This window comes from Pseudoalteromonas rubra (assembly GCF_005886805.2).
GTDB lineage: Bacteria > Pseudomonadota > Gammaproteobacteria > Enterobacterales > Alteromonadaceae > Pseudoalteromonas > Pseudoalteromonas rubra_D.
The window spans coordinates 694,521-719,137 of record NZ_CP045430.1 but is presented as its reverse complement, the minus strand read 5'-3'; the positions used below and the strand labels follow the sequence as shown (position 1 = coordinate 719,137).

The following is a 24,617-nucleotide window of genomic DNA, read 5'->3' as shown; positions in this document are numbered from 1 at the left end:
GCTTACCTGAGCCGTGGGCATTCACTGTGAGTGTCCACGCTGCTATTTAGGATAAAAATGATGACTTTCAAACCTCAATTACGTGTGCCGGCGACTTATATGCGTGGCGGCACCTCCAAAGGTGTGTTTTTTAATCTCAGTGATCTGCCGGAAGTCGCACAGACTGCTGGTGAGGCGCGCGATAAGCTGTTACTGCGAGTAATTGGCAGCCCGGATCCTTATGGTAAACAAACGGATGGAATGGGCGGTGCGACCTCCAGCACCAGTAAAACTGTGATCTTGTCTAAAAGTAGCAAAGCTGAGCACGATGTGGACTATCTTTTTGGCCAGGTTGCCATAGATAAACCTTTTATCGACTGGAGTGGTAACTGCGGTAACCTGACCGCCGCTGTGGGGGCATTTGCGATTAGCAATGGTCTGGTTGATGCCTGCCGAGTCCCTGAAAATGGCATAGCCGTAGTAAGGATCTGGCAAGCCAACATAGAAAAAACCATTATTGCGCACATTCCCATGCTCAATGGTGAAGTTCAGGAAAGCGGTGATTTTGAGCTAGATGGTGTGACTTTTCCTGCTGCCGAAGTGGTGGTGGAGTTTATTGATCCGGCAGATGCTGATGCCGATATGTTCCCAAGTGGTAATTTAGTCGATCAACTGGTAGTGCCCGATATTGGCACTTTTGATGTGACTATGATAAATGCAGGGATCCCGACCCTGTTTTTCCGCGCAGAGGACTTGGGTTACACGGGGGTGGAGCTGCAAGAAGCCATTAATGGCGATGCAGCTGCACTGGCGCGCTTTGAGCAAATCCGCGCTTATGGCGCAGTCAAGATGGGTTTGATTGAGCATATTGATGAAGCCAAAATACGTCAGCATACGCCTAAGATTGCGTTTGTGTGCGGGGCCAAAGCGTATACCGCATCCAGTGGAAAAGTGATTGCAGAGCAAGATATCGATTTATCTGTTCGTGCCTTATCTATGGGCAAGTTGCACCACGCTATGATGGGCACCGCGGCGGTTGCGATTGCCACAGCCGCTGCCATTCCTGGCACATTGGTGAACCTGGCGGCAGGTGGGGGAGAGCGTAACAGTGTTACGTTTGGTCACCCTTCAGGCACGCTAAGAGTGGGGGCTGAAGCGGAGCAAGTGAATGATCGCTGGCTGGCCAAAAAAGCGGTGATGAGTCGCAGCGCCAGGGTGGTGATGGAGGGACATGTCAGAGTCCCACAAGAACAAGTTTAATGACGTACATCGGCCCGGTTTATCCGGGCTGATTTTTTAAGGAACGAAGTAGATGTATGAAGTGTTATTGTCGATAGCCCTGACAACGGCTTTGCTCATTGGCTCTCCCGGACCCGCTCCACTGGCATTGGCTGCGGTTGGAGCCAGTTCTGGGGCTCCCCGTGGTGTACCATTTTTAATTGGTATTCTGCTGGGTTTGCTCGTTGCTATTATTGTGGCTGCTACGGGTCTGGGCGCACTGCTGTTGAGTTATCCTAATCTCAGCGCGGTATGTCAGATTGTGGCCATTGTTTACTTGTTTTACGTCGCGTATAAAATTGCAAATAATCAAAGCGGTCTGTCGGATATTGAGGGGAGTGAAGTGGGGTTCCGGGACGGGTTTATTTTGAACCTGTTAAACCCCAAAGCTTACGCAGCCTGTATTGCTATTTTTGCTAATAACAGTGTACCTGATGTCAGCCCGATGATGGGAGCCATGTTGGCAGCGATCACCTGCTTTGTTGTTGCCATTGTCGTGGATAGTCTGTGGCTGATGCTCGGCGGCGTGTTGCACCGTTTCATTAAAACACCAGCACAGTTGCGTAATTTACGTTTATTTTTTGCCTTTTTGTTAACCTGTCTGCTAATTTGGATTAGTACAACCCATATCCTGAGCTGAGACTGCCATGGAGCGCTTTCATTCAATCTCCGTCGATACTGAACGCTTAAATGGCGACCTATTAATGAGTTTTAAAGCGCTGGGCAAGGTCAGTCATGCTGATTATATGGCCATTAAAGCTGTGATAGATAGTGCATTGAGAGCAGCAGTTGGTCAGAAAATCAGGGTCTTGGTGGATGTTACCGAGTTTGAGGGCTGGGACCTCCATGCAGCCTGGGACGATTTAGCACTTGCACTGCGTCACAGTCATGATTTTTATAAAATTGCAGTACTGGGGAACAGTCGTTGGCAAAAATTTGCGGCCATGGTGGGTAATTGGTTTGTTGAAGGTGAGTCTCGGTATTTTGAGGAAAAAACTCAAGCCTTGTCATGGTTAACAAAGTAAGTGACCCCGGTGACAGCGAAACATATATAATGGTCAGTGAGGCGTTAGGTAAAGGCTGAAATAAACTTATGAACACACTTTTTATCACAGGTGCAAATCGGGGGATCGGGCTTGCACTCGTTAAGCTTTATCTTGAGCAGGGCTGGCGAGTATTGGCCAGCTGTAGAACGCCGCAATCCGCAGAGGCATTGTGGCAGCTTGAGCAGCAATTTAGTCATTTGCAGATATTTGCACTGGACGTCATCCAGTATGAACAGATGAACAAACTGGCGAAATCGCTGAGTGAGACGCCTATCGATTTAATCATTAATAATGCCGGGGTTTATGGCCCAAAAGGATATGCTTTTGGTGATTGTGATGTTGAGCAGTGGAAGCATGTGATGGAAGTCAACGTTATTGCACCTTTGAAGCTGGCCGAAGCGTTTAGCGCGCACCTTAAGTTAGGTGACGTGAAAACATTTGCTGTCCTGTCATCCAAAGTCGGCAGCATGACTAATAACACCAAAGGGGGCGGCTATATCTATCGTAGCTCGAAAGCGGCTCTAAATTCGGTGATTAAAAGCCTGTCAAATGACCTTTTGCCTGAAGGGATCAAAACCGTCGCATTGCACCCGGGCTGGGTAAAAACTGATATGGGTGGTCCCAATGCACTGATCTCACCCGAAGAATCTGCACAAGGGCTTAAACAAGTGTTGGATGAGCTTCATGAAGCGCAAAGCGGCGGATTCTATGACTATCAGGGGCTTGCCATTCCCTGGTAGGTCCCGGGTGCCTAAGCGATAGCAGGGCGCTTAAGTAGCGTTATCGCGAGATTTGCTCGTCCCAATATTGGCTACTTAATTACGCGGATTGCTAAAAACCCATCCCTGTACCAGCTGCTATTTTACGAAAACTTGTCCTGAATTTGTGCCAGGTGATAGTAACCTAGCTGGCCAAAACGGCGGAGCTGCGGAAAGGGAATTTTCGGTAAAGGCCGTTGATAAAGTGGTAAGTTAGGTACCGCATCGCTCATTGTTAGTTGAGCCAGTCGATATGCAGCTTGCGAGCTAAATGACACACCAGAACCACAATAACCCAAAATGTAGCCGACATTCTCCTCAAAAAAGACATGCGGCATATCATCCAGGGCTGCTGCAATATAGCCATGCCAGTAAAAGTCGTGTGCTATGTTAGTGAGGCACGGAAAGCACTCGGCAAGAGCCGATTTAAGATGAGTAAGGTATTTGGTTTTATGCTGATCTTTGGCGAAAACAGCACCTCGGCCACCAAATAACAGTCGATTATCTGGCAGTAGCCGGTAGTAATATTTAAGCCTGCGGGTATCCATGACGACCTGATGAGTTTTCAGGCCAGTTTGTGTCAGTTCGTCATTGCTGAGCGGACGGGTCACAAAGATACTGCTGAGGATAGGCAGATAGCGGTTGTTAATCAATGGATGACTGTGTTTGTTATTGTACGCGTTACCGGTATACAACAGCTTATCAGCGCTGATAGTTTGATCGTTAACGCTCAGTTGGTGGCGCTGGCTATGGTTAACCTCACTAACAAGGCTATGCTCGAATAAAGTCACCCCAGCCTGGATAGCCATGTCGCGATAGCCAAGTAGCAGTTTGAGTGGGTGTAAACCGAAGCCATTCTCATAGCGCATTGCACCATGAGCATGGTGATTTAACATGAACTGTGCGTCAAGCGCATCGCGGCTGAGTAGCTTGCTCGCGTCATTGCCGAAATTATCTGAGATAAACTGCGCAGCGCTTTGTAAGTTGGCATAAGCCTGAGCATTATGTGCTATTTTTAGATAGCCCGATGCTTGTACGTCACAGTCTATCTGGTGTGCTTCAATCAAAGAGCGGACTCTGTTCACTCCGCCCTGAAATTCATCATAAATTCCACGGCTGACATCCATTCCCCAGCGTTTTGCATAATCGGCGTAGCCAAGCCGCCCTGAGCCAGGTAGCGCAAATCCTGCATTCCGGGCGCTCGCGCCGAAGCCAACCTGATTGGCTTCAAGGACACATACCTTCTGCTGATAAATATGGGCCAGATAATAAGCACTCAATAATCCACTAAAGCCGCCACCAATGATGGCCACGTCAAAATGCTCAGAAGCCTGTGGCGCGGAGTTTGCGACTGGCAGGGGCTGAGTCGCGGCCCAATAACTAGGCGCGAATGCTTGCCCCTGGCAGTGAGGTGCATGGAGAGGATCAAAAGCGTGCATCAGAACTCCAATACCATTTCAGCTGCCTGACAATGACATTCGTTGCCACAGACAGGGCAACAATATCCTTCGTACAAGGAGAGATCCAGCCAGCGATCATCATGGGCTTTGACAAGCTTCCCCCCAGATTTGGAGAAGTACTTGACTGCACCATTGCCTGGGCTTTGCATCCACAGATGAGATACACCCGCCTTAGCTCCTTGCTGTTTCAGCACTTCAACAGATGCTTTGAGTAACTTAGGTCCAATTCCCTGTCCCTGTGCATCCGGATGAATTGCAATGCACTTAAAGTATGCCATCTGCTTTGGGTCCACCGGCCAAAGCGTTGTCGAACACCATTTATCAATGGGCCACTGGCCAGCGCTGTATGATGTTCTAAATCCAACAACTCGTTGTAACTCATCAACAGCAACGAAAGAGGCATTCAGATCATGTTGAGTGCCTCGTTGATGCATCATTTTAATACCGTCAAGATCGAGGTAATTCTCTCCGTGGACCAGATTAGCGAGTTCGATTACGGCCGGGTAATGAGTTGTGTTGAGTGGGAGGATTGAGATCATATGCGATTGCCAAGTGTCATTTACAAGGAGATCATTTTGCAGCATTTCTTAATTGAAAACAAAGCTGTTCAAAAAAACTTGTACAAAATAGGTACGAAATTAGTGTGTTTTATGTTCAACTGTTATTGACAGCGATGTCATCTTGGTAATAATTGTGACAACAGTGTGTCTGATGTAGATGTTGCAATGATCTTTATTGGCAGGCTGTGCACAACAACGATAATAAACGAAATCGGGGTGCTCGCAGAGTGTCCCACAACACAACAACATGTAAAGGATGTCCTATGAATAAACTAAACTTTGTCAGTCTGGCAGTGATTGGGGGCCTGAGTGCTCCCGCTTTAGCCCTCAATGTACAGCCCGATCCAAACAAATCAGGTGCATATTTACTTGATCGTGCGGGCCTTCAGGCTGCCGAGTCAACGCTGACTGCTAATCCTATGTATGCGGTCTGGGCAAAAGCACTACAAACACGCAGCAATGCCATCGTTGATGCAATTGTTCCGGGTGCGGCAAGCAACCCCGATAACGTAAAACGTGTAGAGCGAGTGTTTGGTCAAAGTGAGTGGGATTTTTTGACTCAAATGGCGGCACCTGAGTACACCTATACACGATTTTTACGCGCAATTGGTAAGTTTCCAGCTTTTTGTGGTGATTACACTGATGGCCGCAATGCTGATGCTATTTGTAAAAAGTCTATCGTTACGGCATTTGCACACTTTGCTCAGGAAACGGGTGGCCATATTTCGAAAGACAATGTGTCAGACAACCCGCTACGCCTGGAAGAGTGGCAGCAGGCGCTGGTCCATGTGCGCGAAATGGGCTGGTCAGAAGGTCAACCCGGCTACACCACTGGGTGCGGTCAAAATGACTGGCAGAACCGTCGCTGGCCCTGCGCTGATGGCCAGGGTTACTTCGGTCGTGGTGCTAAGCAGCTATCCTACCATTTTAACTACGGTATGTTCTCTGAGGCAATGTTCGATGGTGACGCGACCGTACTGCTAAATAACCCGGCTTTGGTTGCCGACTCCTGGCTTAATCTTGCTTCTGCTATTTGGTTTTTCCTGACGCCACAGGCGCCAAAACCGGCGATGTTACATGTGATTGACCGGACCTGGGTACCGTCTCAGACAGAACTGAATGCTGGTATTGGTTACGGCTTTGGTACCACAATTAACGTTATCAATGGTGGCATTGAGTGTGGCGAGCACAACAGGAATAAAGGCCAGCCTGTCAATCGTATCCGTTATTGGGAAGGCTTGTCTCACTATTACACTATTCCAGTGGAAAGTGATGAGGAAAACACCTGCTGGCAACAAACGCCATTTGGTAGTCTGAATCTGGATGGTGCTGGCGAAGTGCTTTACACCAACTGGGAGGCAAACTGGGAGTATTACGCTGATCGTCCAGGTGGATTTTCATTTGAATGTAAGCTGGTAGGCTATCAGACCGCTTACTCTGCGCTTGTTGAAGGCGATTATGAGAAGTGTGTGACTAACTTCTATGGCTCTCATACCGGATGGCCGGTCGTCACAGTCGTTGACAACCTCCCTCCACCGGATGATAAGCCGCCGGTAGATAACGTAGCCGCATGGGAGGCAAATAAAGTTTATTTGCAAGGTGATAAAGCCAGCTTCAATGGCAAAGTGTATGTTGCTAAGTGGTGGACTCGTGGTGACGAGCCAAACGGGACAGGCCCATGGGCGCTTGTTACCGCACCTTGATTTTTAGGCTTTAATTTTACTTCGTGACTATATCATGACCAAAGCTCTTATAACTTAGGAGCTTTGGTAGCCTGAATAGTAAATCGATATTTACCATGGTTAACTGTTTGTTTTTTCTTTTGTTGTTGTTTTTTTACTGCGTGTACGGATGAAGTTTATTTTGGCCCTTTTTAATTAACGCAAGTTACTTTTCCTACTTTTCAGCTTGTTGAGGCGCTATGACAAAAGACTCTTAGTCTGAATTAACAGGTTGATTTTTTGTTATTTTTGGCGGCATCTGTGTGCACTTGATGATGGTATTGTGAACTTACAATTTATTTCATGTTCCTTTTTAGGTATCATTGTACCGATAACTCTCAAATGGACATAATAAAAAATGAAATTCTCTACACTTGCTATTTCCGCTTTATTCATCACTTTCGCTGGTCAGGCTGCTGCAAGCTGCAATAAGTACAGCTGTGAAGGCGTATCAAACGTTGTATTTTCTTCGGTTGTTGCCAACACAACTCAGGTAAAAGTGAAGTTCCCTCAGGGTACCAATGCCACTTTGGCTTGTAACCTGGACCAGGAAGAAGCGGCTGCGCTGAATAAAACCAGCGAGAACTATCGCAATATGCAGTCTATGCTACTCACGGCTGTTGCTGCGAACCTGCCCGTTAAGCTCACTTTTAATCAGGCTTCTGCGAACTGTCAAATCGATGAAGTTGAAGTGAAGGTGGTTGAATAACACCACCGACCAAATTGTCGATACGGCTATACCACTGTGCTCAATTCAGAGCACTGCATTCAGGTATCCTGATTTTGTGTACTACAGGCTGCCTGTGTCTCTGTGACACTATCAAGGCCCCGGGTGAGAATTACGCTTATTCTGGGTCTGCCAGTGCGCGCGATGTGTCTTTAAACTAAATGAGTGTAAATGCAGACAGGTATTAACGTCAGATAAAAATAAAAAACAAAGTGAGCAAACATGTTTAAGTACAAAGGAACCCTGGCCCTGATGCTGGGGGCTTTTAGTGTGTCGGGACAGGCCAGCCCGGTCACCCCCAGCAGCGATGTCTGGGGAGACAGTAACGGCCACCTCTATTATCAGCAGCCTGTTAAACAGGTTACCACGGCGGATGACGCCCCGGTCAGTATTCGTGTCCATAACGCCATGCCCTATGTGCGCGTGGTCGAAACGGCAAACGGATACAAACTGGAGTATCTGTCAAAGCAAGACTTTACGGCACTGCGCAACGACCTGGACGTGGTCGGTAAGCGTCTGCGAAGTGATTTTGACGGAGATGGTCAGCCTGACATTCTGATGCAGTCCGATCTTGGACATGAATTGCTCATTTCAAATGGCCAGGTACGCCCTTACCGTATCGGCATTGACCTGCGTGACATCGGTGTTCAGATGCAGGTACGCGATGTAAACTATGATTTTCGTAGTGACTTTGTGAACCCATCTGCCGAGCTGGTACATTATGCCCAGGCGACGGGGCTGAGTTCAGCCATCAACACCAATGATTATGTGGGCTCACTGCCGGCAGAGAGTAACGTATCACCCAGTGGTGAGTTTACTTATTCCATTCCCATCACCACGGGCGAATCAACGGGTGGACTGAAGCCGTCTGTGTCGCTCAGTTATGCGTCTAACCCCAACAATGGTCATGTGGGTGTGGGATTTGCCATTGGCGGACTCAGTGCCATTACCCGCTGTGAGCAGAATATGGAAACCGACGGCAAGGCCGGTGCGGTTAACTTTGATAGCAATGACCGCTTTTGTCTGGATGGCCAGCGTCTGATTGTGAAATCGGGTCAGACTTATGGCGCCAACAACACGGAATACCGTACGCGTCAGAACAGTGGTCAGAAAATCATTGCCCATACTTCCAGCACCAGCACAGGTCCGTATGCCTTCACAGTAACGGATGTGGAAGGCAATAAATATACCTATGGTAAGTACAGCAGCACCTCGGATGCGTTGATTAACTCAAAGCAGGGTAAGGCATTTACCTGGGCACTGAAGCGTGTTCAGGATGCTTCGGGTAACTACTATACCTACCACTATACTAAGGTCAGCGGTAGTCTGGAGTATTACCCGACGGCGGTGAAGTATTCGGGCTATGGTACAGGCGGCACCCGCAATGAAATCCGCTTTACCTGGGAAGACCGTGTAGATAAGAACAAAGTCTCTTATCTGAAAGGGAACAAGGTTGGCCTGACCAAGCGCCTGAAGCAAATTGATTCCTATTACTCAGGGAATCTGCTGCGTAAGTATAAGCTGACGTACCGCTATATCGGCACCGGCGTTACACAAAGTGCGCTGCAAAAAGTGCAGGTCTGTTCGTCGGACAACAGCTGTTTGTCGCCCACAGTGTTTAACTGGAAAACACGGGGTAGCATTCGTCTGGGGTCAGACATTGGTCGTGATTACTCCAGAAACAGCCGCTATAAAGCGCACCAGTTTATGGATTTCAACGGGGATGGTCTGACTGACATCGCGTTTGTGCGTAACGACCGGGGCAGCTCGTCAGATCATTTATACATGATCCCGAATACGGGTCGCGGGTTCGGCGATGAGCGTCGTTTTCATGATATTGCCACGAAAACTTTCCGTAAAACCTGGAAAGTCATTGACTATGATAAGGATGGTAAAGACGACATCCTGTATATGAAGGGCAGCAGCCAGTACTGGCAGCTGATGCGTCATACGTCAGCAATGAATTTCACGACTACCCAACTGAGCGGGATCAGTAAGCCGAGCTCAGATGACAACACGCGCTTTTTAGACATAGACGCAGATGGTTACCCGGAGCTGTTGCATTTTGTGGGTAATAAGCTGTCTTATCAGAAAGGCACTAAAACTGGCCTGGCTAGCGGTCAAGCAAAAGCGCTGAAGTTTAACCTGTCGGCACCGAGTGGCTCAACGGCGACTATGTTGTCGTACGATAAAGAGGACAACACCTTCCAGGCGATGGATTTTAATGGAGATGGCCGTGCTGACTTTCTGGCACAAGTACGTGTGAGCACCTATACCAGCGGCGGTGGCGGCGGTGGCGGCTGCGACTTTGAAGGCAGATGTGAAGATCCAGTAGGGATTCAACCAATTGAACCTTTTTCAGCCAGCACACAACACTTAGTCTCTCGCACGGCTAATCTGGGCGATAAATTTGGTGGTCAGGTAGAGCGCCTTGGTGGTGGTTCAACCCCATTAAACAATGAGTCAGCACCTATTAAACCAGTTAATCTGAGCCAGCTGAATTCGGTGAATATGGTAGGCGGGCCAGCCGCTACGGTAGCACTCCAGGCGGCACAGGTACAGTCACTGAGCCGGGTATCAGGTCCCATTACCACACAGGGCTATTCACATGTAACTTACTGGAAAATTCTAGTCTCAAAGGGCAATGATACTTTCGAAGAACTTTACTCTTTAGGTAGTACCAGCTCATATAAAGACATTCAGGCGGTTGAACTGAATGGCGATGGTCTGGCAGATATTCTGTACCGCAACAGTAACAATGACTGGTATGCTCGGATCAATACCGGTACTGGGCTTGCGGGCGGGATCAAGTTATTTAACTATGACAAGCCAAGCCTGAAGGTGTTTGATATCAATGGTGATGGGATCCCAGAGGTATACCGGGAAGATCACGGAGATCATTTTTACTTTTATAACGGCACGAACTTTACGTACCGCAAAATGACTTCTAATGGGTCGAACTATGACTTCACGACTTATATGGACGTCACGGGTGATGGCAGCGCAGACAAACTGGTATTCCAGGGTCGTATGGGCTTATATCAGAACTCGGATGCACCGACCAACCTGATCGAGTCCGTACGAGACGGGTTTGGTGCGTATACGAGGGTGTCGTATTCGACGCTGAACAACCGCAATATTTACACACCACATAATGATGCCCGCACCAAGAGCTGGGGCAATGGCCGCGTTACGGATATGAAGTCCGGTGCTCGCGTAGTCAGCACCCTGACAGCAAAAGGTGAAACCATTAAGTACAAGTATCACGGTGCGAAGGCCCAGGTGGGTCGTGGTATGCTGGGTTTCCGTCAGATAGAAATGGAAGCGGTCAATGGCGGGACTAAGGTTGTTACAACCTATCGTCAGGATGGCGATTACCGGGGCAGCCCGGAGCGGGTTCAGACCTATGTACGTTATGGCAGCGACACGTCCACCGGTGGCGGCTCAGGTGGTGGCTCCGGCGGAGGGTCGGGTGGCGGCTCCGGTGGCGGTGGTGACTTAGATCCTTGTGAAGTATTTCCGGAAAGCTGTAACTGCTCCTGGCAACCTGGTGAGCGTTGCGAAGCACCAAAGTTTGCACCAATAGATACTCTGGCTGCCTCAGCCAGGACTTTCAGTGCGGCAGAAGGCATTTCTGCTGCTGGGATACAGGCATCGCCTGTACAGGTAAGCAGTGCACAGTTTGCAACGCTGTCTACGGCGTCGGTGAATACCAGTATCTGGCGTCTGAAATCAGATATGACGTCGACTTTTGGTCGTAAGCAGGCAACGAGTTTTGTTACTGCCAATAGCACCAAACCCTATATGGTCTATCCGTCCAGAACGGTTACTAAAACTTATAATACGGATGTCAGCAGTCTGACGCTGATAGCGACCAAAACTAAAAATGTTACGGTGGACAGTTACGGTAATCTGTTAACGCAAAGCAGCATAGTTGATTCGAAAAATGGCTATGCGAAGACAGACACAAGAAATACTTACAGCTACAGCAATTACGGTGGCCGGGTTACTAAAACGGTGGAGACCAAGCGTTATCTGAACCGTTTGAATGGCACAAATAAAGGGAACTATCAGAACACCCATACCTCAACCTTTGCGTATGACAGCAAAGGGCGCCTGATTAAGTCAACCGCAGATAACGGTGTGGTGAAAAGCTATACCCTGAACAGTTATGGTCTGATCACTAAAGAAACCGTCTCTAAGTCAGGCTTACCTACCAAGACGCTGGAAACCTATTATGACAGCACCTACCGTTTGGTCACGGGTGAGAAGAATAGCCTCGGGCATCGCAGTTCCATAGGTTATGACAGCCTGGGTCGTAAGTCTTATACCCAGACTGCCAATGGTCAGCGGACTTACTATACCTATAATAAACTGGGTCGTTTGACAGGAGAAACTTCAACTCCGGCTGACAATACAAGCAAGACTGGCGTTAAGGCACTGAGCAGCAGCGAGAGTAAATACTGGTGTACCAGTAGTAATGGCTGTGTGAGCGGTGCGGCGTATTACGAGGAAAGTGTGTCTGAGAGCGGACCTACCAGCCGAAAGTACTTTGATAAGTATGGTCGTGTGTTGCGTGAGTCTGGTATGTCCCTGAGTGGTACATTCATCAACGTTGATTATTTGTATGACACCAAAGGCCGTAAGTACAAAGAGTCCATGCCGTATTTCCACGGTGGCACGCCACTTTGGAATGTTTACAAATACGATAAGCAGAATCGGGTTGTACAGGTTACTAAGGCAGATGGCTCTATCTGGAAAACCGAGTATAACGGCGAGAGTGTGACCACGGTTAACCCGTCTAATCGTAAAAATACCCAGCTGAAAAATGCGATGGGCCTGCTGGTCAAGGTCACAGATGCAAACAGTAAATCGGCATACTATGAGTATGATGAAAATGGTAAGTCACGCCTGCTGACTGGCCCTAAGGGCAATAAGATCCAGATCAGCTTTGATAAATACGGCAATAAAACCCGTGTAATCGACTCTGACAAGGGCACCATCAATTACAGCTATAATGCCTATCATCAGGTAACCCGAGAGTCAGACAGCAATGGCAATGTGATCACGTATCAATACGATGTACTGGGACGGACAACAGAAGTACAGCGCAAGCGCGGTGGCACGAAGCTTGAGCATCATGCGGTGAATACCTATGACAGTGGTGCGTATGCCAAGGGGATGATTGCTGTGACGACTGACAGGGTCACAGGATTTACCGAGCGCTTCTACTACGACAGTTTTGGTCGTAGCCGCGAAAAGCATACGGTGATTGACGGCACTACCTATAAAGAAAGTGCGCGTTATAATAATGCTGGTCAGCTGGATAAAGAAACAGATGCGTCGGGCAAGTCAGTGACTTATCACTACAATGCGCACAAGCACCTGAGCTCCCTCAAAGACTTGCAGACGAACAGTGTCGTCTGGCAGGCCACGGCGGCGGATGCCTTTGGTAACATCACCACAGAGAAACTGGGTAGTCGCATTACCCGGACTAAAGTGTTCGATCAGAAAACGGGTTTGCTGACCAGTCTGAAGTCAACGGGCAGTGGCACGTTACAGAACTGGGCCTATAACTGGAGTAATCTGGGTAACCTGAATTATCGTCAGGACCATACGATTGGTAAGAAAGAAACGTTCGGGTATGACAGCCTGAACCGGGTTACCAGCAGTGCGATATCAGGGGGGCCGAGCACCACAATCAGCTATAATGAGCTGGGTAACATCACCTATAAAACAGGTGTGGGCCATTATCATTATCAGTCGAGCCGCCCCCATGCGGTGACGAAAGTCACGGGTGACAGAGCCAATACCTACCAGTACGATGCGGCAGGTAACATGGTGAAGGACAATGCCCGAGAGCTGGTATACAACACCTTCCACAAGCCGGTTTACATCAAAAAAGACAGCTACTGGATGGAGTTTGCCTACTCAGGTTATGGTAAGCGTTATAAGCGTACTGAATTTGGTGGTGAAAAAGGTTTGCTGTTGCCTATCCTCAACGGGGATATCAGCACCTTTATTCCAATCGCGCAGGAAACCCGCTATGTAGGTAATGTGGAGTTCATCCGATATGGCGGCCAGAGCACCTGGGTGAGCAAGCGCTACATCGCGGGCAAAGTACTTATTACCACAGTGAACAATCAGGCGACGACACGCTTTATGCTGGACGACCATCTGGGTTCAACGCATGTGATTGCGGATGCCAGTGGTAAGAAAGAGCAGGTGATGAGCTTTGATGTGTTTGGTGCACGGCGAAACGCGACCACCTGGGCGAGAGACTTCAGTGACCAGAATAAGTTCACCAGCAAACTGACACTACGTGGTTACACGGGTCATGAGCAGATGGATGAGGTGGGTCTGGTGCACATGGGCGGGCGTATTTACGACCCTATTCTGGGACGTTTCTTACAAGCTGACCCTATGGTGCAGGCGCCGCACAATATTCAGAACCTGAACCGCTACTCGTATGTGGTGAATAATCCGCTGAATAAGACAGACCCCAGTGGTTATATCTTCATGACAATCGCTGTTTGGGCGTTCAATACTTTCGCTACCGAGGCATTCTTAGCAACTGCAATCGGTTCTATTATGTCTGTTGCATTTACAGCGTACGAGTATTACGGCTATGCCAAGCTTGCAGTAGGGATAATTCAAGCTGCTAATGATGGGGGGACGGCGCTTGCGAACTTTGCGGGTGGCTGGGCCAAAGGGTTTGCGAAAGGTCAAGCAATAACTTGTATGCTTAATATGGCAGCAGGTGGAGGATGCATTGATGGAGTTGAAACAAAGACTCAAGGCAACGCAGATACAGATGGTCAAGAGGAAACCGGTGGTTCAGAGGAGAGTGGTGACGGCTCGGGCAGTGTGCCAGAAGAAGGCGGGACCTCTGAAGCTGGCCACAATGATGCTGGCGGCTTAGATGACTCAAATGGTTGGCGTCATGTCGGTTTTAATGGCTCAATCCCTGTTTATAGTAAAACCTACAATCTGTCAGAGATTCTTGGCGAATCAGGTGATTCGTTTGATCCGATGTTGGACTTTCTGGGCGGGTTATCAGCGGCTGCGTCTTTTGGCTTATCAAGTGATTATGTAGCCAGCAATCCTCTCGTTAACCCTGAGTCTCGCATGTACTATTTAGGTATGATCGCAGGCGGGTTAGGTATCAAACAGGCTGTTACTAAAAGCCTAGCTGGGTTAACTTTTGGTCAAGCTAAGATAGTTTTAAAAACAGCACAATTGCCTAAAAAAGGTTCTACAGTGGTCGGCCATGCTTTGTCAAAGCACGGCGGAAGAAAACCTGAGATTTGGGGAAAAGTTACAGGTCATCAAAGAACATATAATGCTCAAGGGATGAAGCATCTAAAGGAGATATTCCGGGGGCCGGGTGATTTCAAGAAAGTTACAAATGACAAAGGAATAACTTTCTTAGAAAAAAGGTTAAGTGATGGAAGGGGGGCAAGACTTCAGCTTGACTACACCTTTAAAGGGTTTATTGATTGAGAAAACTATATGTCGGACTTAATAGAAATTGTAATTGAAGATATCAAACGTTCCCAGGTATTGGACGTGCTGACTAAGCTCACCGAAGGTGCTGGGGGAGCTCAAAAAATCTGGTCTAGTGATGAAGATTTTGCACTTGACTCTTCGATAGGTGCCTCTATTCAGGACTTGAGTAATTTTATCGATCAAGCGGATGACGCTGTTCTATATTTCAGTTTTGAAAGTTTGACTCTGGGAGAGGTTAGACTGCAGCAAGTCTTGCTAAGGCTTGTTAAATATAGCGAAAAGTTTGATATTGACTTTAGCTTTGATGAAGCTAGCGTGTCTGATTGGCAAATGTCAATGTTAATGGTCAAAGTTCAAAAGTTTATTGCTATGTTGGTATCTGGTGCTAATGTTGGTGATTGGTTTGGTGGAATAGAACCTGCCTCTGATGAAGACACGAGATATTTCACACAAGATGCTTCTGGACCGCTGTTATGAAAAATGATTTGTAGGTAAATAGTAATTTACGCTTTTATTTTTACTGTACTAGCTCAGACACGAGGCTGTTAGTCTTAGTCTGAGCTAGATTCCTATCCATCATGTTATTCAAATTAGTCCACATGGATTTTCTATTAGGAGTTAGTTGAACAAACACGGGCGTTAAAGTGATATTGCAAGAGTAGGTGTGCAGGATAGTTAATGTGAGCAATCTTGTTTGTACCTTTACATGTTTTGCCATCCTAGTGTTTGGTCCAGTTCACCGAAAATGTGTTGCTCTGACATATATCCAGACTGAGTGTTTATTCACTACAATTTGTTTATGTGGGGGGAGTCTCTCATTCCAAACCTGCTTGTGGAATGTACGCCATCTACCGTTCGGTATAATATACAATGGATTGAGGGTCACAGATTATGTAAGTGGCAAGAAAGTGCCAGACAAGCTTATTATATTAGTTTAGATAGGGTCCGGCTGTGACCAGTTTTCTGATAGGTGCTCATGAGCTTTAGCTTACACCAGATTCTTATCAAATTTGTGATGTACATTAACTCTCATGGATGAACCGGGAGTAAACTCCCCACTTCTGCGAAGATAGCTTAATATTTTATACCTTATAGAGCAGGGGGAGTTGTAGGTTTTTGTTAATGCAAGTGTGAGGTTAAAGTTTTTTTCATGTTTATTTTTAGGTATCATTGTACCGATAACTCTCAAAAGGACATAATAATAATGAAATTTTCTACACTTGCTATCTCCGCTTTATTCATTACTTTCGCTGGTCAGGCTGCTGCAAGCTGCGATAAGTACAGCTGTGAAGGCGTATCAAACGTTGTATTTTCTTCGGTTGTTGCTAACACCACTCAGGTAAAAGTGAAGTTCCCTCAGGGTACTAATGCCACTTTGGCTTGTAACCTGGATCAGGAAGAAGCGGCTGCACTGAATAAAACCAGTGAAAACTATCGCAATATGCAGTCTATGCTACTGACTGCTGTTGCCGCGAACCTGCCCGTTAAGCTCACTTTTAACCAAGCTTCTGCGAACTGCCAAATCGATGAAGTTGAAGTGAAGGTGGTTGAATAACACCACCGACCGAATTGTCGATACGGCTATACCTCTGTGCTCAAGTCAGAGCACTGCATTCAGGTATCCTGATTTTGTGTGCAACAGGCTGCCTGTGTCTCTGTGACACTATCAAGGTCCCGGGTGAGAATTACGCTTATGCCGGGTCTGCCAGCGCGCGCGGTGTGTCTTCAAACTGAATGTGTGTAAATGCAGACAGGTATTAACGTCAGATAAAAATAACAAATAAAGTGAGCAAACATGTTTAAGTACAAAGGAACCCTGGCCCTGATGCTGGGGGCTTTTAGTGTGTCGGGACAGGCCAGCCCGGTCACCCCCAGCAGCGATGTCTGGGGAGACAGTAACGGCCACCTCTATTATCAGCAGCCTGTTAAACAGGTTACCACGGCGGATGACGCCCCGGTCAGTATTCGTGTCCATAACGCCATGCCCTATGTGCGCGTGGTCGAAACGGCAAACGGATACAAACTGGAGTATCTGTCAAAGCAAGACTTTACGGCACTGCGCAACGACCTGGACGTGGTCGGTAAGCGTCTGCGAAGTGATTTTGACGGAGATGGTCAGCCTGACATTCTGATGCAGTCCGATCTTGGACATGAATTGCTCATTTCAAATGGCCAGGTACGCCCTTACCGTATCGGCATTGACCTGCGAGACATCGGTACGCGGATGCAGGTACGCGATGTAAACTATGATTTTCGTAGTGACTTTGTGAACCCATCTGCCGAGCTGGTGCATTATGCTCAGGCGACGGGTCTGAGTTCGGCCATCAACACCAATGATTATGTGGGTTCACTGCCGGCAGAGAGTAACGTATCACCCAGTGGTGAGTTTACTTATTCCATTCCCATCACTACGGGTGAATCAACGGGTGGACTGAAGCCGTCTGTGTCGCTCAGTTATGCGTCTAACCCCAACAATGGTCATGTGGGTGTGGGATTTGCCATTGGCGGGCTCAGTGCCATTACCCGCTGTGAGCAGAATATGGAAACCGACGGCAAGGCCGGTGCGGTTAACTTTGATAGCAATGACCGCTTTTGTCTGGACGGTCAGCGCCTGATTGTGAAATCCGGTCAGACTTATGGCGCCAACAACACGGAATACCGTACGCGTCAGAACAGTGGCCAGAAAATCATTGCCCATACTTCCAGCACCAGCACAGGCCCGTATGCCTTTACAGTAACGGATGTGAAAGGCAATAAATATACCTATGGTAAATACAGCAGCACCTCGGATGCGTTGATTAACTCAAAGCAGGGCAAGGCATTTGCCTGGGCACTGAAGCGTGTTCAGGATGCTTCGGGTAACTACTACACCTACCACTATACCAAGGTCAGCGGCAGTCTGGAGTATTACCCGACGGCAGTGAAGTATTCAGGCTATGGTACAGGCGGCACCCGCAATGAAATCCGCTTTACCTGGGAAGACCGTGTTGATAAGAACAAAGTCTCCTATCTGAAAGGGAACAAGGTTAGCCTGACTAAACGCCTGAAGCAAATCGACTCCTATTACTCAGGGAACCTGCTGCGTAAGTATAAGCTGACGTACCGCTACATCGGCACCGGCGTTACACAAAGTGCGCTGCAAAAAGTGCAGGCCTGCTCGTCGGACAACAGCTGTTTGTCACCCACTGTGTTTAACTGGAAAACACGGGGTAGCATTCGCCTGGGCTCAGACATTGGTCGTGACTACTCCAGAAACAGTCGCTATAAAGCGCACCAGTTTATGGATTTCAACGGGGATGGCCTGACCGATATCGCTTATGTGCGTAATGACCGGGGCAGCTCGTCAGATCATTTATACATGATCCCGAATACGGGCAGTGGCTTTGGCGATGAGCGTCGTTTTCATGATATTGCTACGAAAACCTTCCGTAAAACCTGGAAAGTCATTGACTATGATAAGGATGGCAAAGACGACATCCTGTATATGAAGGGCAGCAGCCAGTACTGGCAACTGATGCGCCATACGTCAGCGATGAACTTCACGTTTACGCAGCTGACGGGGATCAGTAAGCCGAGCTCGGATGACAACACGCGCTTTTTAGACATAGACGCAGATGGTTACCCGGAGCTGTTACATTTTGTGGGCAACAAGCTGTCTTATCAGAAAGGCATTAAAACGGGTCTGGCCAGTGGTGCAGCAAAAGCGCTGAAGTTTAACCTGTCGGCACCGAGTGGCTCAACGGCGACTATGATGTCGTACGATAAAGAAGACAACACCTTCCAGGCGATGGACTTTAATGGGGATGGTCGTGCTGATTTCCTCGCTAAAGTGCGAGTGAGTACTTATTATGACGATATTCATCCCCCCTGTGAAAGACCGCCTTTCTGTGAAGATCCCAGAGGGATTGAACCCACTCCAATGGCGGTTAAGGTTAACCATGTCGGGGCCTCTTCAAGCCTGGCAGATCGATTTGGTGGTCAGGTGGAGCGCATCGGTGGTGGTACGGTCACACAGCGTAGTGAATCAGCACCCATTACTCCGGTTAATCTGAGTCAGCTGAATCCGGTGAATATGGTGGGTGGCCCGGCAGCCAGTGCGTTATTACAGGCGGAGCAGCAGGCGGCGCAGGTACAGTCACTGAGCCGGACATCTGGCCCTATTACCACTCAGGGCTATCGTAACAGTTACTACTGGAAAATCCTGGTTTCAACGGGTAATGACACCTTTGCAGAGCTTTATTCTTTAGGCAGTACCAGTTCGTATAAAGACATTCAGGCGGTTGAACTGAATGGCGATGGTCTGGCAGATATTCTGTACCGCAACAGTAATAATGACTGGTATGCCCGGATCAACACAGGCACAGGGTTTGCCAGCGGAATTAAGTTATTTAACTATGACAAGCCGAGCCTGAAGGTGTTTGATATCAATGGTGATGGGATCCCAGAGGTATACCGGGAAGACCATGGAGACCATTTCTACTTCTACAATGGCACAGGATTCACGTATCGTAAACTGACCTCGCATGGCTCTAACTATGACTTTACGACCTTTATGGATGTCACTGGTGACGGTGCTGCAGACAAGCTGGTATTTCAGGGGCGCATGGGTCTTTATCAGAACTCGGATGCACCGACCAATCTGATTTCGTCGGTACGAGACGGCTTTGGTGCGTATACGACGGTGTCGTATTCGACGCTGAACAACCGTAATATCTATACGCCACACAGCGATGCCCGCACTAAGAGCTGGGGCAATGGCCGTGTTACGGATATGAAGTCAGGGGCGCGGGTCGTCAGTGCACTCATTAAGAATGATGACACCATTAAGTACAAGTATCATGGTGCAAAGGCCCAGGTGGGTCGCGGCATGCTGGGCTTCCGTCAGATAGAAGTGGAAAGCGTGAATGGTGGTACTAAGATAGTCACGACCTATCGTCAGGATGGGGATTACCGGGGCAGCCCGGAGCGGGTTCAGACCTATGTGCGCTATGGTAGCGATACGTCTTCCGGTGGTGGTTCAGGTGGCGGCTCTGGCGGTGGTTCAGGTGGCGGCGGTGGCGGGCCTATTGACCCGTGTGAAGTATTTCCTGAAACTTGTAACTGTCGCTGGGAAGCAGACCGAGCCTGTGAGTTACCAAGAGTTGCACCGATAGAGACATTCAGTGCGGCAGAGGGTTTCAACGGTGCACTGGCGTCACCTGTGCGTTCAAACAGCGCCCAGTTTGCGACCATGAGTACGGCTTCTGTTAACACCAGTATCTGGCGTTTAAAATCAGACATGACCTCAAGTTATGGTCGTAAGCAGGAAACAAGCTTTGTCACTGCGAACAGCACTAAGCCTTATCTGGTATATCCATCTAAAACGATCACTAAGCGCTATAACACAGACGTCAGCAGTCTGACGCTGATATCAACCAAAACTAAAACCGTGTCTTCAGTAGACAGTTTCGGTAATCCAGTAAAACACAGCAGTGTGATTGATACGAAAAACGGTTATGCAAAGACGGAAAAAACGAATACGTATGGTTACAGCTATTATGGTGGCCGGGTTACCAAAACGGTAGAGACCAAGCGTTATCTGAACCGTTTGAATGGCACAAATAAAGGGAACTATCAGAATACCCACACCTCAACCTTTGCCTATGACAGCAAAGGACGGTTAATAAAGACCACTGCAGATAACGGTGTGGCGAAAAGCTATACCCTGAACAGTTATGGTCTGATCACTAAAGAAACCGTCTCTAAGTCAGGTTTACCCACCAAGACGCTGGAAACCTACTATGACAGTACTTACCGCTTGGTGACCGGTGAGAAGAACAGCCTCGGGCATCGCAGCACCATAGGTTATGATAGCCTGGGTCGCAAGTCTTATACCCAGACTGCCAATGGTCAGCGTACTTACTATACCTATAATAAACTGGGTCGTCTGACGGGAGAAGTTTCAACCCCGGCCGACAACACAAGCAAGACTGGCACTAAGGCGCTGAGCACTAGTCAGAGTAAATACTGGTGCACCAGTGGCTGTATCAGTGGGGCTGCTTATTACGAGGAAAGTGTCTCGGAAAGTGACCCAACGAGTCGCACTTACTATGATAAGTATGGCCGTGTTCTACGCGAATCTACTCTTTCAAGAAGTGGTACTTACACGCACGTGGACTCTATCTACGACACGAAAGGACGTAAATATAAAGAGTCCATGCCGTATTTCCACGGTGGCACGCCACTTTGGAATGTGTACAAATACGATAAGCAAAACCGGGTTGTGCAGGTCACTAAGGCCGATGGCTCTATCTGGAAAACCGAGTACAACGGCGAGAGTGTGACCACGGTTAACCCGTCCAATCATAAACATACCCAGCTGAAAAATACGATGGGCTTGCTGGTCAAAGTCACAGATGCAAACAGTAAGTCAGCTTATTACGAGTATGATGAAAAAGGTAAAACCCGTCTGTTAACGGGGCCTAAGGGCAATAAGATCCAGGTTAGTTATGATAAGTATGGTAACAAAACCCGGGTAATTGACCCGGATAAGGGAACGGTCAACTATAGTTATAATGCTTATCATCAGTTGACTCGCGAGTCAGACAGCAACGGTAATGTGATCACGTACCAATACGATGTGCTGGGACGCTCAAAAGAGGTGCAGCGTAAGCGCGGTAGTAAACTGGAACATCATGCGGTCAATACCTATGACAGTGGTGCGTATGCCAAGGGGATGATTGCGGTGACGACCGATAAGGTCACAGGATTTACCGAGCGCTTCTACTACGACAGTTTTGGTCGTACAAGAGAAAAGCATACGGTGATTGACGGCAGTACCTATAAGGAAATCTGGGCGTTCAATAATGCCGGTCAGCTATATAAAGAAACAGATGCTTCGGGCAAGTCAGTGACCTATCACTACAATGCGCACAAGCACCTGAGTTCCCTCAAAGACTTGCAGACTAACAGCACGGTCTGGCAGGCTTCGGCGGCGGATGCCTTCGGTAACATCACCACAGAGAAACTGGGCAGTCGCATTACCCGGACTAAGGTGTTCGATCAGAAGACCGGCTTGCTGACCAGTCTGAAGTCAACGGGCAGTGGCACGTTACAGAACTGGGCTTATAACTGGAGTAATCTGGGCAACCTGACCTATCGTCAGGACCATACGATTGGTAAGAAAGAAACGTTCGGGTATGACAGCCTGAACCGGGTTACCAGCAGTGCGATATCAGGGGGGCCGAGCACCACAATCAGCTATAATGAGCTGGGTAACATCACCTATAAAACAGGTGTGGGCCATTATCATTATCAGTCGAGCCGCCCCCATGCGGTGACGAAAGTCACGGGTGACAGAGCCAATACCTACCAGTACGATGCGGCAGGTAACATGGTGAAGGACAATGCCCGAGAGCTGGTATACAACACTTTCCACAAGCCGGTTTACATCAAAAAAGACAGCTACTGGATGGAGTTTGCCTACTCAGGTTCTGGTAAGCGTTATAAGCGTACTGAATTTGGTGGTGAAAAAGGTTTGCTGTTGCCTATCCTCAACGGGGATATCAGCACCTTTATTCCAATCGCACAGGAAACCCGTTATGTGGGTAATGTGGAGTTCGTTCGCTATGGTGGCCAGAGCACCTGGGTGAGCAAGCGCTACATTGCGGGCAAAGTACTTATTACCACAGTGAACAATCAGGCGACAACACGCTTTATGCTGGACGACCACCTGGGTTCAACGCATGTGATTGCGGATGCCAGTGGTAAGAAAGAGCAGGTGATGAGCTTTGATGTGTTTGGTGCACGTCGGAACGCGACCACCTGGGCGAGAGACTTCAGCGACCAGAATAAGTTCACCAGCAAACTGACACTACGTGGTTACACGGGTCATGAGCAGATGGATGAAGTGGGCCTGGTGCACATGGGCGGGCGTATTTACGACCCAATCCTGGGACGTTTCTTACAAGCAGACCCGATGGTGCAGGCGCCGAATAATATTCAGAACCTGAACCGCTACTCGTATGTAATGAATAACCCGCTGAATAAGACCGACCCCAGTGGATATATCTTTGCGACGATAGCAATTTGGGCACTGAATGCGGCAATCAGCCAGGGAATTATCACGGGTGTGACAGCGACTGTACTCAGTGGTTTGCTGACAGCCTATTCATACTATGGTTACGCAAAGCTGGCGGTGGGTATTATCCAGGCAGCGAATCAGGGCGGAACGGCACTGGCGAACTTTGCCGGCGGCTGGGCCAAAGGGTTTGCGAAAGGTCAGGCGGTTACCTGTATGCTGAATATGGCAGCCGGTGGAGGCTGTGTTGATGGGTTAGAGACTAAGCAGCAAGGTAATAGTCAGACAGATGGTAATACTGCCCAACAACAGCAAACCCGTTCGAGAAATAGCTCTGATGAGCAGCCTGTTAAGTATAACCGGGGTGGTAAAGAGCGTTTTAGTGATGATGTTATTAAGAAAATCAACACCGATATTAAGAATGCAGCTAAAAATCTGAAAAGTTATCGTGAGAGTGCCGAGTCGTACAGTGTAGATGATGCTGTAGGTGACTTTGCGTTTGAAATCGATACTATTGCTGAAAAGTATAATATTGAAATTGGCGCTATGATTACGGAGTCAAATGGTAAAGCTGTTATAGGTGAACTACAAACTCAATTTGAATCTGAAAGTGTTGGCCTGTCTGTTGTTTCTGGTGCTGTCGCTGATGTACACTCCCATGGCTCGTCTTTTTATCGTTTACTGAGCCCATCAGATATCCAGCAGACTACACGTAACACTTATATGACAGCGAGTGGCAGAATGATGGCTAAGTTTGACTATGACGGGTTTAAAGCTGCTGAAAAAGTGACTCCAGGGATCACTGAAAAAGGCTTCTTGTATGGTCATGATTACACTGACTGGGTAAAAAATGGCGATCAATATGTGGGTGATGATTACGAATGGTTAAACAAATAAGAAGTGTAGTAGCTAGTATTGTGATGCTAAGTGGATTGTTGTCAAGCTGTGTACTCAGCGCAGCACCACAAAAAGTGTCTTTTTACGACCTTATAGTGAATAAAGCTGATTATCGAGGAAAAGAGGTCTCTGTACAGGGGGTTGCCTCGACAGGAAGCAAAGACATGTATTTATATGCGAGCTTTGAGGCTTATAACCACTATGCATTTAATAACAGTTTTAAGCTATCTATTGCGCAACTGGATGAGGAAATCAGAAAGGAGTTCGAAGGAAAGTGGGTCGAAGTGATCGCAACGTTTGATTATGTTGAGAACACTCAAACTTCTGGCAGTTTAACAGTCGTGAGCTATTTAAAACGATTGCCGGATAGGGCGGGTAAGACTTCGAGATATGCCATATATCCACAGGAAATTAAAAAACCATAACAAAAAGCGCCAGCCCTTCAAGGCTGGCGCTTCTTCGCACTGATTTATATTCTTTCAGTGAGTTGTATCGTCTGATAGGTAACTTTCTGTTTGAATTTAACCACCGTCAAGGTTCACGGTGAAGTAAGTACAACTACTACTGAGGTACTTGTGACAAAGAACAAGTAACTTAAATCACACTACTGCATTTAAAAAAAT

Annotated in this window: 13 protein-coding genes; 11 read left to right on the top strand and 2 right to left on the bottom strand. The window is 47.9% G+C overall.

The genetic code is table 11. The features are described from left to right. Nucleotides 1-57 precede the first annotated feature (57 nt). The 4 genes from prpF (at nucleotide 58) to CWC22_RS22050 (ending at nucleotide 3,043) form a co-directional block, all read left to right on the top strand. Nucleotides 58-1,239 (top strand): 2-methylaconitate cis-trans isomerase PrpF, encoded by a 1,182-nt coding sequence (gene prpF, locus CWC22_RS22065; RefSeq protein WP_230090663.1) that lies wholly within the window; start codon nucleotides 58-60, stop codon nucleotides 1,237-1,239. 52 nt (nucleotides 1,240-1,291) lie between these two features. Continuing rightward, nucleotides 1,292-1,897 (top strand): LysE family translocator, encoded by a 606-nt coding sequence (locus tag CWC22_RS22060; RefSeq protein ID WP_125562717.1) that lies wholly within the window; start codon nucleotides 1,292-1,294, stop codon nucleotides 1,895-1,897. Nucleotides 1,898-1,904: 7 nt separating this feature from the next. Continuing rightward, nucleotides 1,905-2,282 carry an STAS/SEC14 domain-containing protein gene (locus tag CWC22_RS22055; protein WP_138538369.1) on the top strand — a complete coding sequence of 126 codons (378 nt, stop codon included), beginning with the start codon at nucleotides 1,905-1,907 and terminating at the stop codon, nucleotides 2,280-2,282. A gap of 68 nt (nucleotides 2,283-2,350) precedes the next feature. Beyond that, nucleotides 2,351-3,043: an SDR family oxidoreductase gene (locus tag CWC22_RS22050; protein WP_125562721.1), complete on the top strand. Its 693-nt coding sequence runs from the start codon at nucleotides 2,351-2,353 to the stop codon at nucleotides 3,041-3,043. A gap of 122 nt (nucleotides 3,044-3,165) precedes the next feature. Here the strand turns inward: CWC22_RS22050 and CWC22_RS22045 are convergent, their stop codons facing one another. Then, entirely contained in the window at nucleotides 3,166-4,500 is a 1,335-nt protein-coding gene (locus tag CWC22_RS22045) for an NAD(P)/FAD-dependent oxidoreductase (protein ID WP_125562723.1), read from the bottom strand. Next, on the bottom strand, nucleotides 4,500-5,057 hold the full coding sequence (locus CWC22_RS22040; protein WP_125562739.1) for a GNAT family N-acetyltransferase: 558 nt from the start codon (nucleotides 5,055-5,057) through the stop codon (nucleotides 4,500-4,502). The genes CWC22_RS22045 and CWC22_RS22040 overlap by 1 nt, the downstream gene beginning before the upstream one ends. Nucleotides 5,058-5,344: 287 nt before the next feature. Here CWC22_RS22040 and CWC22_RS22035 point away from each other — a divergent pair, with 287 nt between their 5' ends. From CWC22_RS22035 to CWC22_RS22005, 7 genes are all read left to right on the top strand, one after another. Beyond that, complete coding sequence (locus tag CWC22_RS22035; protein WP_138538368.1) at nucleotides 5,345-6,784, top strand: chitinase; 1,440 nt, start codon at nucleotides 5,345-5,347, stop codon at nucleotides 6,782-6,784. 376 nt (nucleotides 6,785-7,160) lie between these two features. Continuing rightward, nucleotides 7,161-7,511, top strand: coding sequence for a hypothetical protein (locus tag CWC22_RS22030; protein WP_125562727.1), 351 nt, complete (start codon nucleotides 7,161-7,163; stop codon nucleotides 7,509-7,511). A 240-nt stretch (nucleotides 7,512-7,751) separates the two neighbouring features. Beyond that, on the top strand, nucleotides 7,752-15,032 hold the full coding sequence (locus CWC22_RS22025; RefSeq protein ID WP_195879873.1) for an RHS repeat-associated core domain-containing protein: 7,281 nt from the start codon (nucleotides 7,752-7,754) through the stop codon (nucleotides 15,030-15,032). A gap of 9 nt (nucleotides 15,033-15,041) precedes the next feature. Next, the gene (locus tag CWC22_RS22020) at nucleotides 15,042-15,515 is read left to right on the top strand and encodes a hypothetical protein (RefSeq protein WP_138539780.1); all 474 of its coding nucleotides are present in this window, start codon (nucleotides 15,042-15,044) and stop codon (nucleotides 15,513-15,515) included. A gap of 727 nt (nucleotides 15,516-16,242) precedes the next feature. Continuing rightward, nucleotides 16,243-16,593: a hypothetical protein gene (locus CWC22_RS22015; protein ID WP_138539779.1), complete on the top strand. Its 351-nt coding sequence runs from the start codon at nucleotides 16,243-16,245 to the stop codon at nucleotides 16,591-16,593. Between the two features lie 240 nt (nucleotides 16,594-16,833). Continuing rightward, nucleotides 16,834-23,994, top strand: a complete 7,161-nt coding sequence (locus tag CWC22_RS22010; protein ID WP_195879872.1) for an FG-GAP-like repeat-containing protein — start codon at nucleotides 16,834-16,836, stop codon at nucleotides 23,992-23,994. Then, nucleotides 23,979-24,419, top strand: coding sequence for a hypothetical protein (locus CWC22_RS22005; protein WP_138539868.1), 441 nt, complete (start codon nucleotides 23,979-23,981; stop codon nucleotides 24,417-24,419). The genes CWC22_RS22010 and CWC22_RS22005 overlap by 16 nt, the downstream gene beginning before the upstream one ends. The last annotated feature ends 198 nt before the right edge of the window (nucleotides 24,420-24,617 follow it).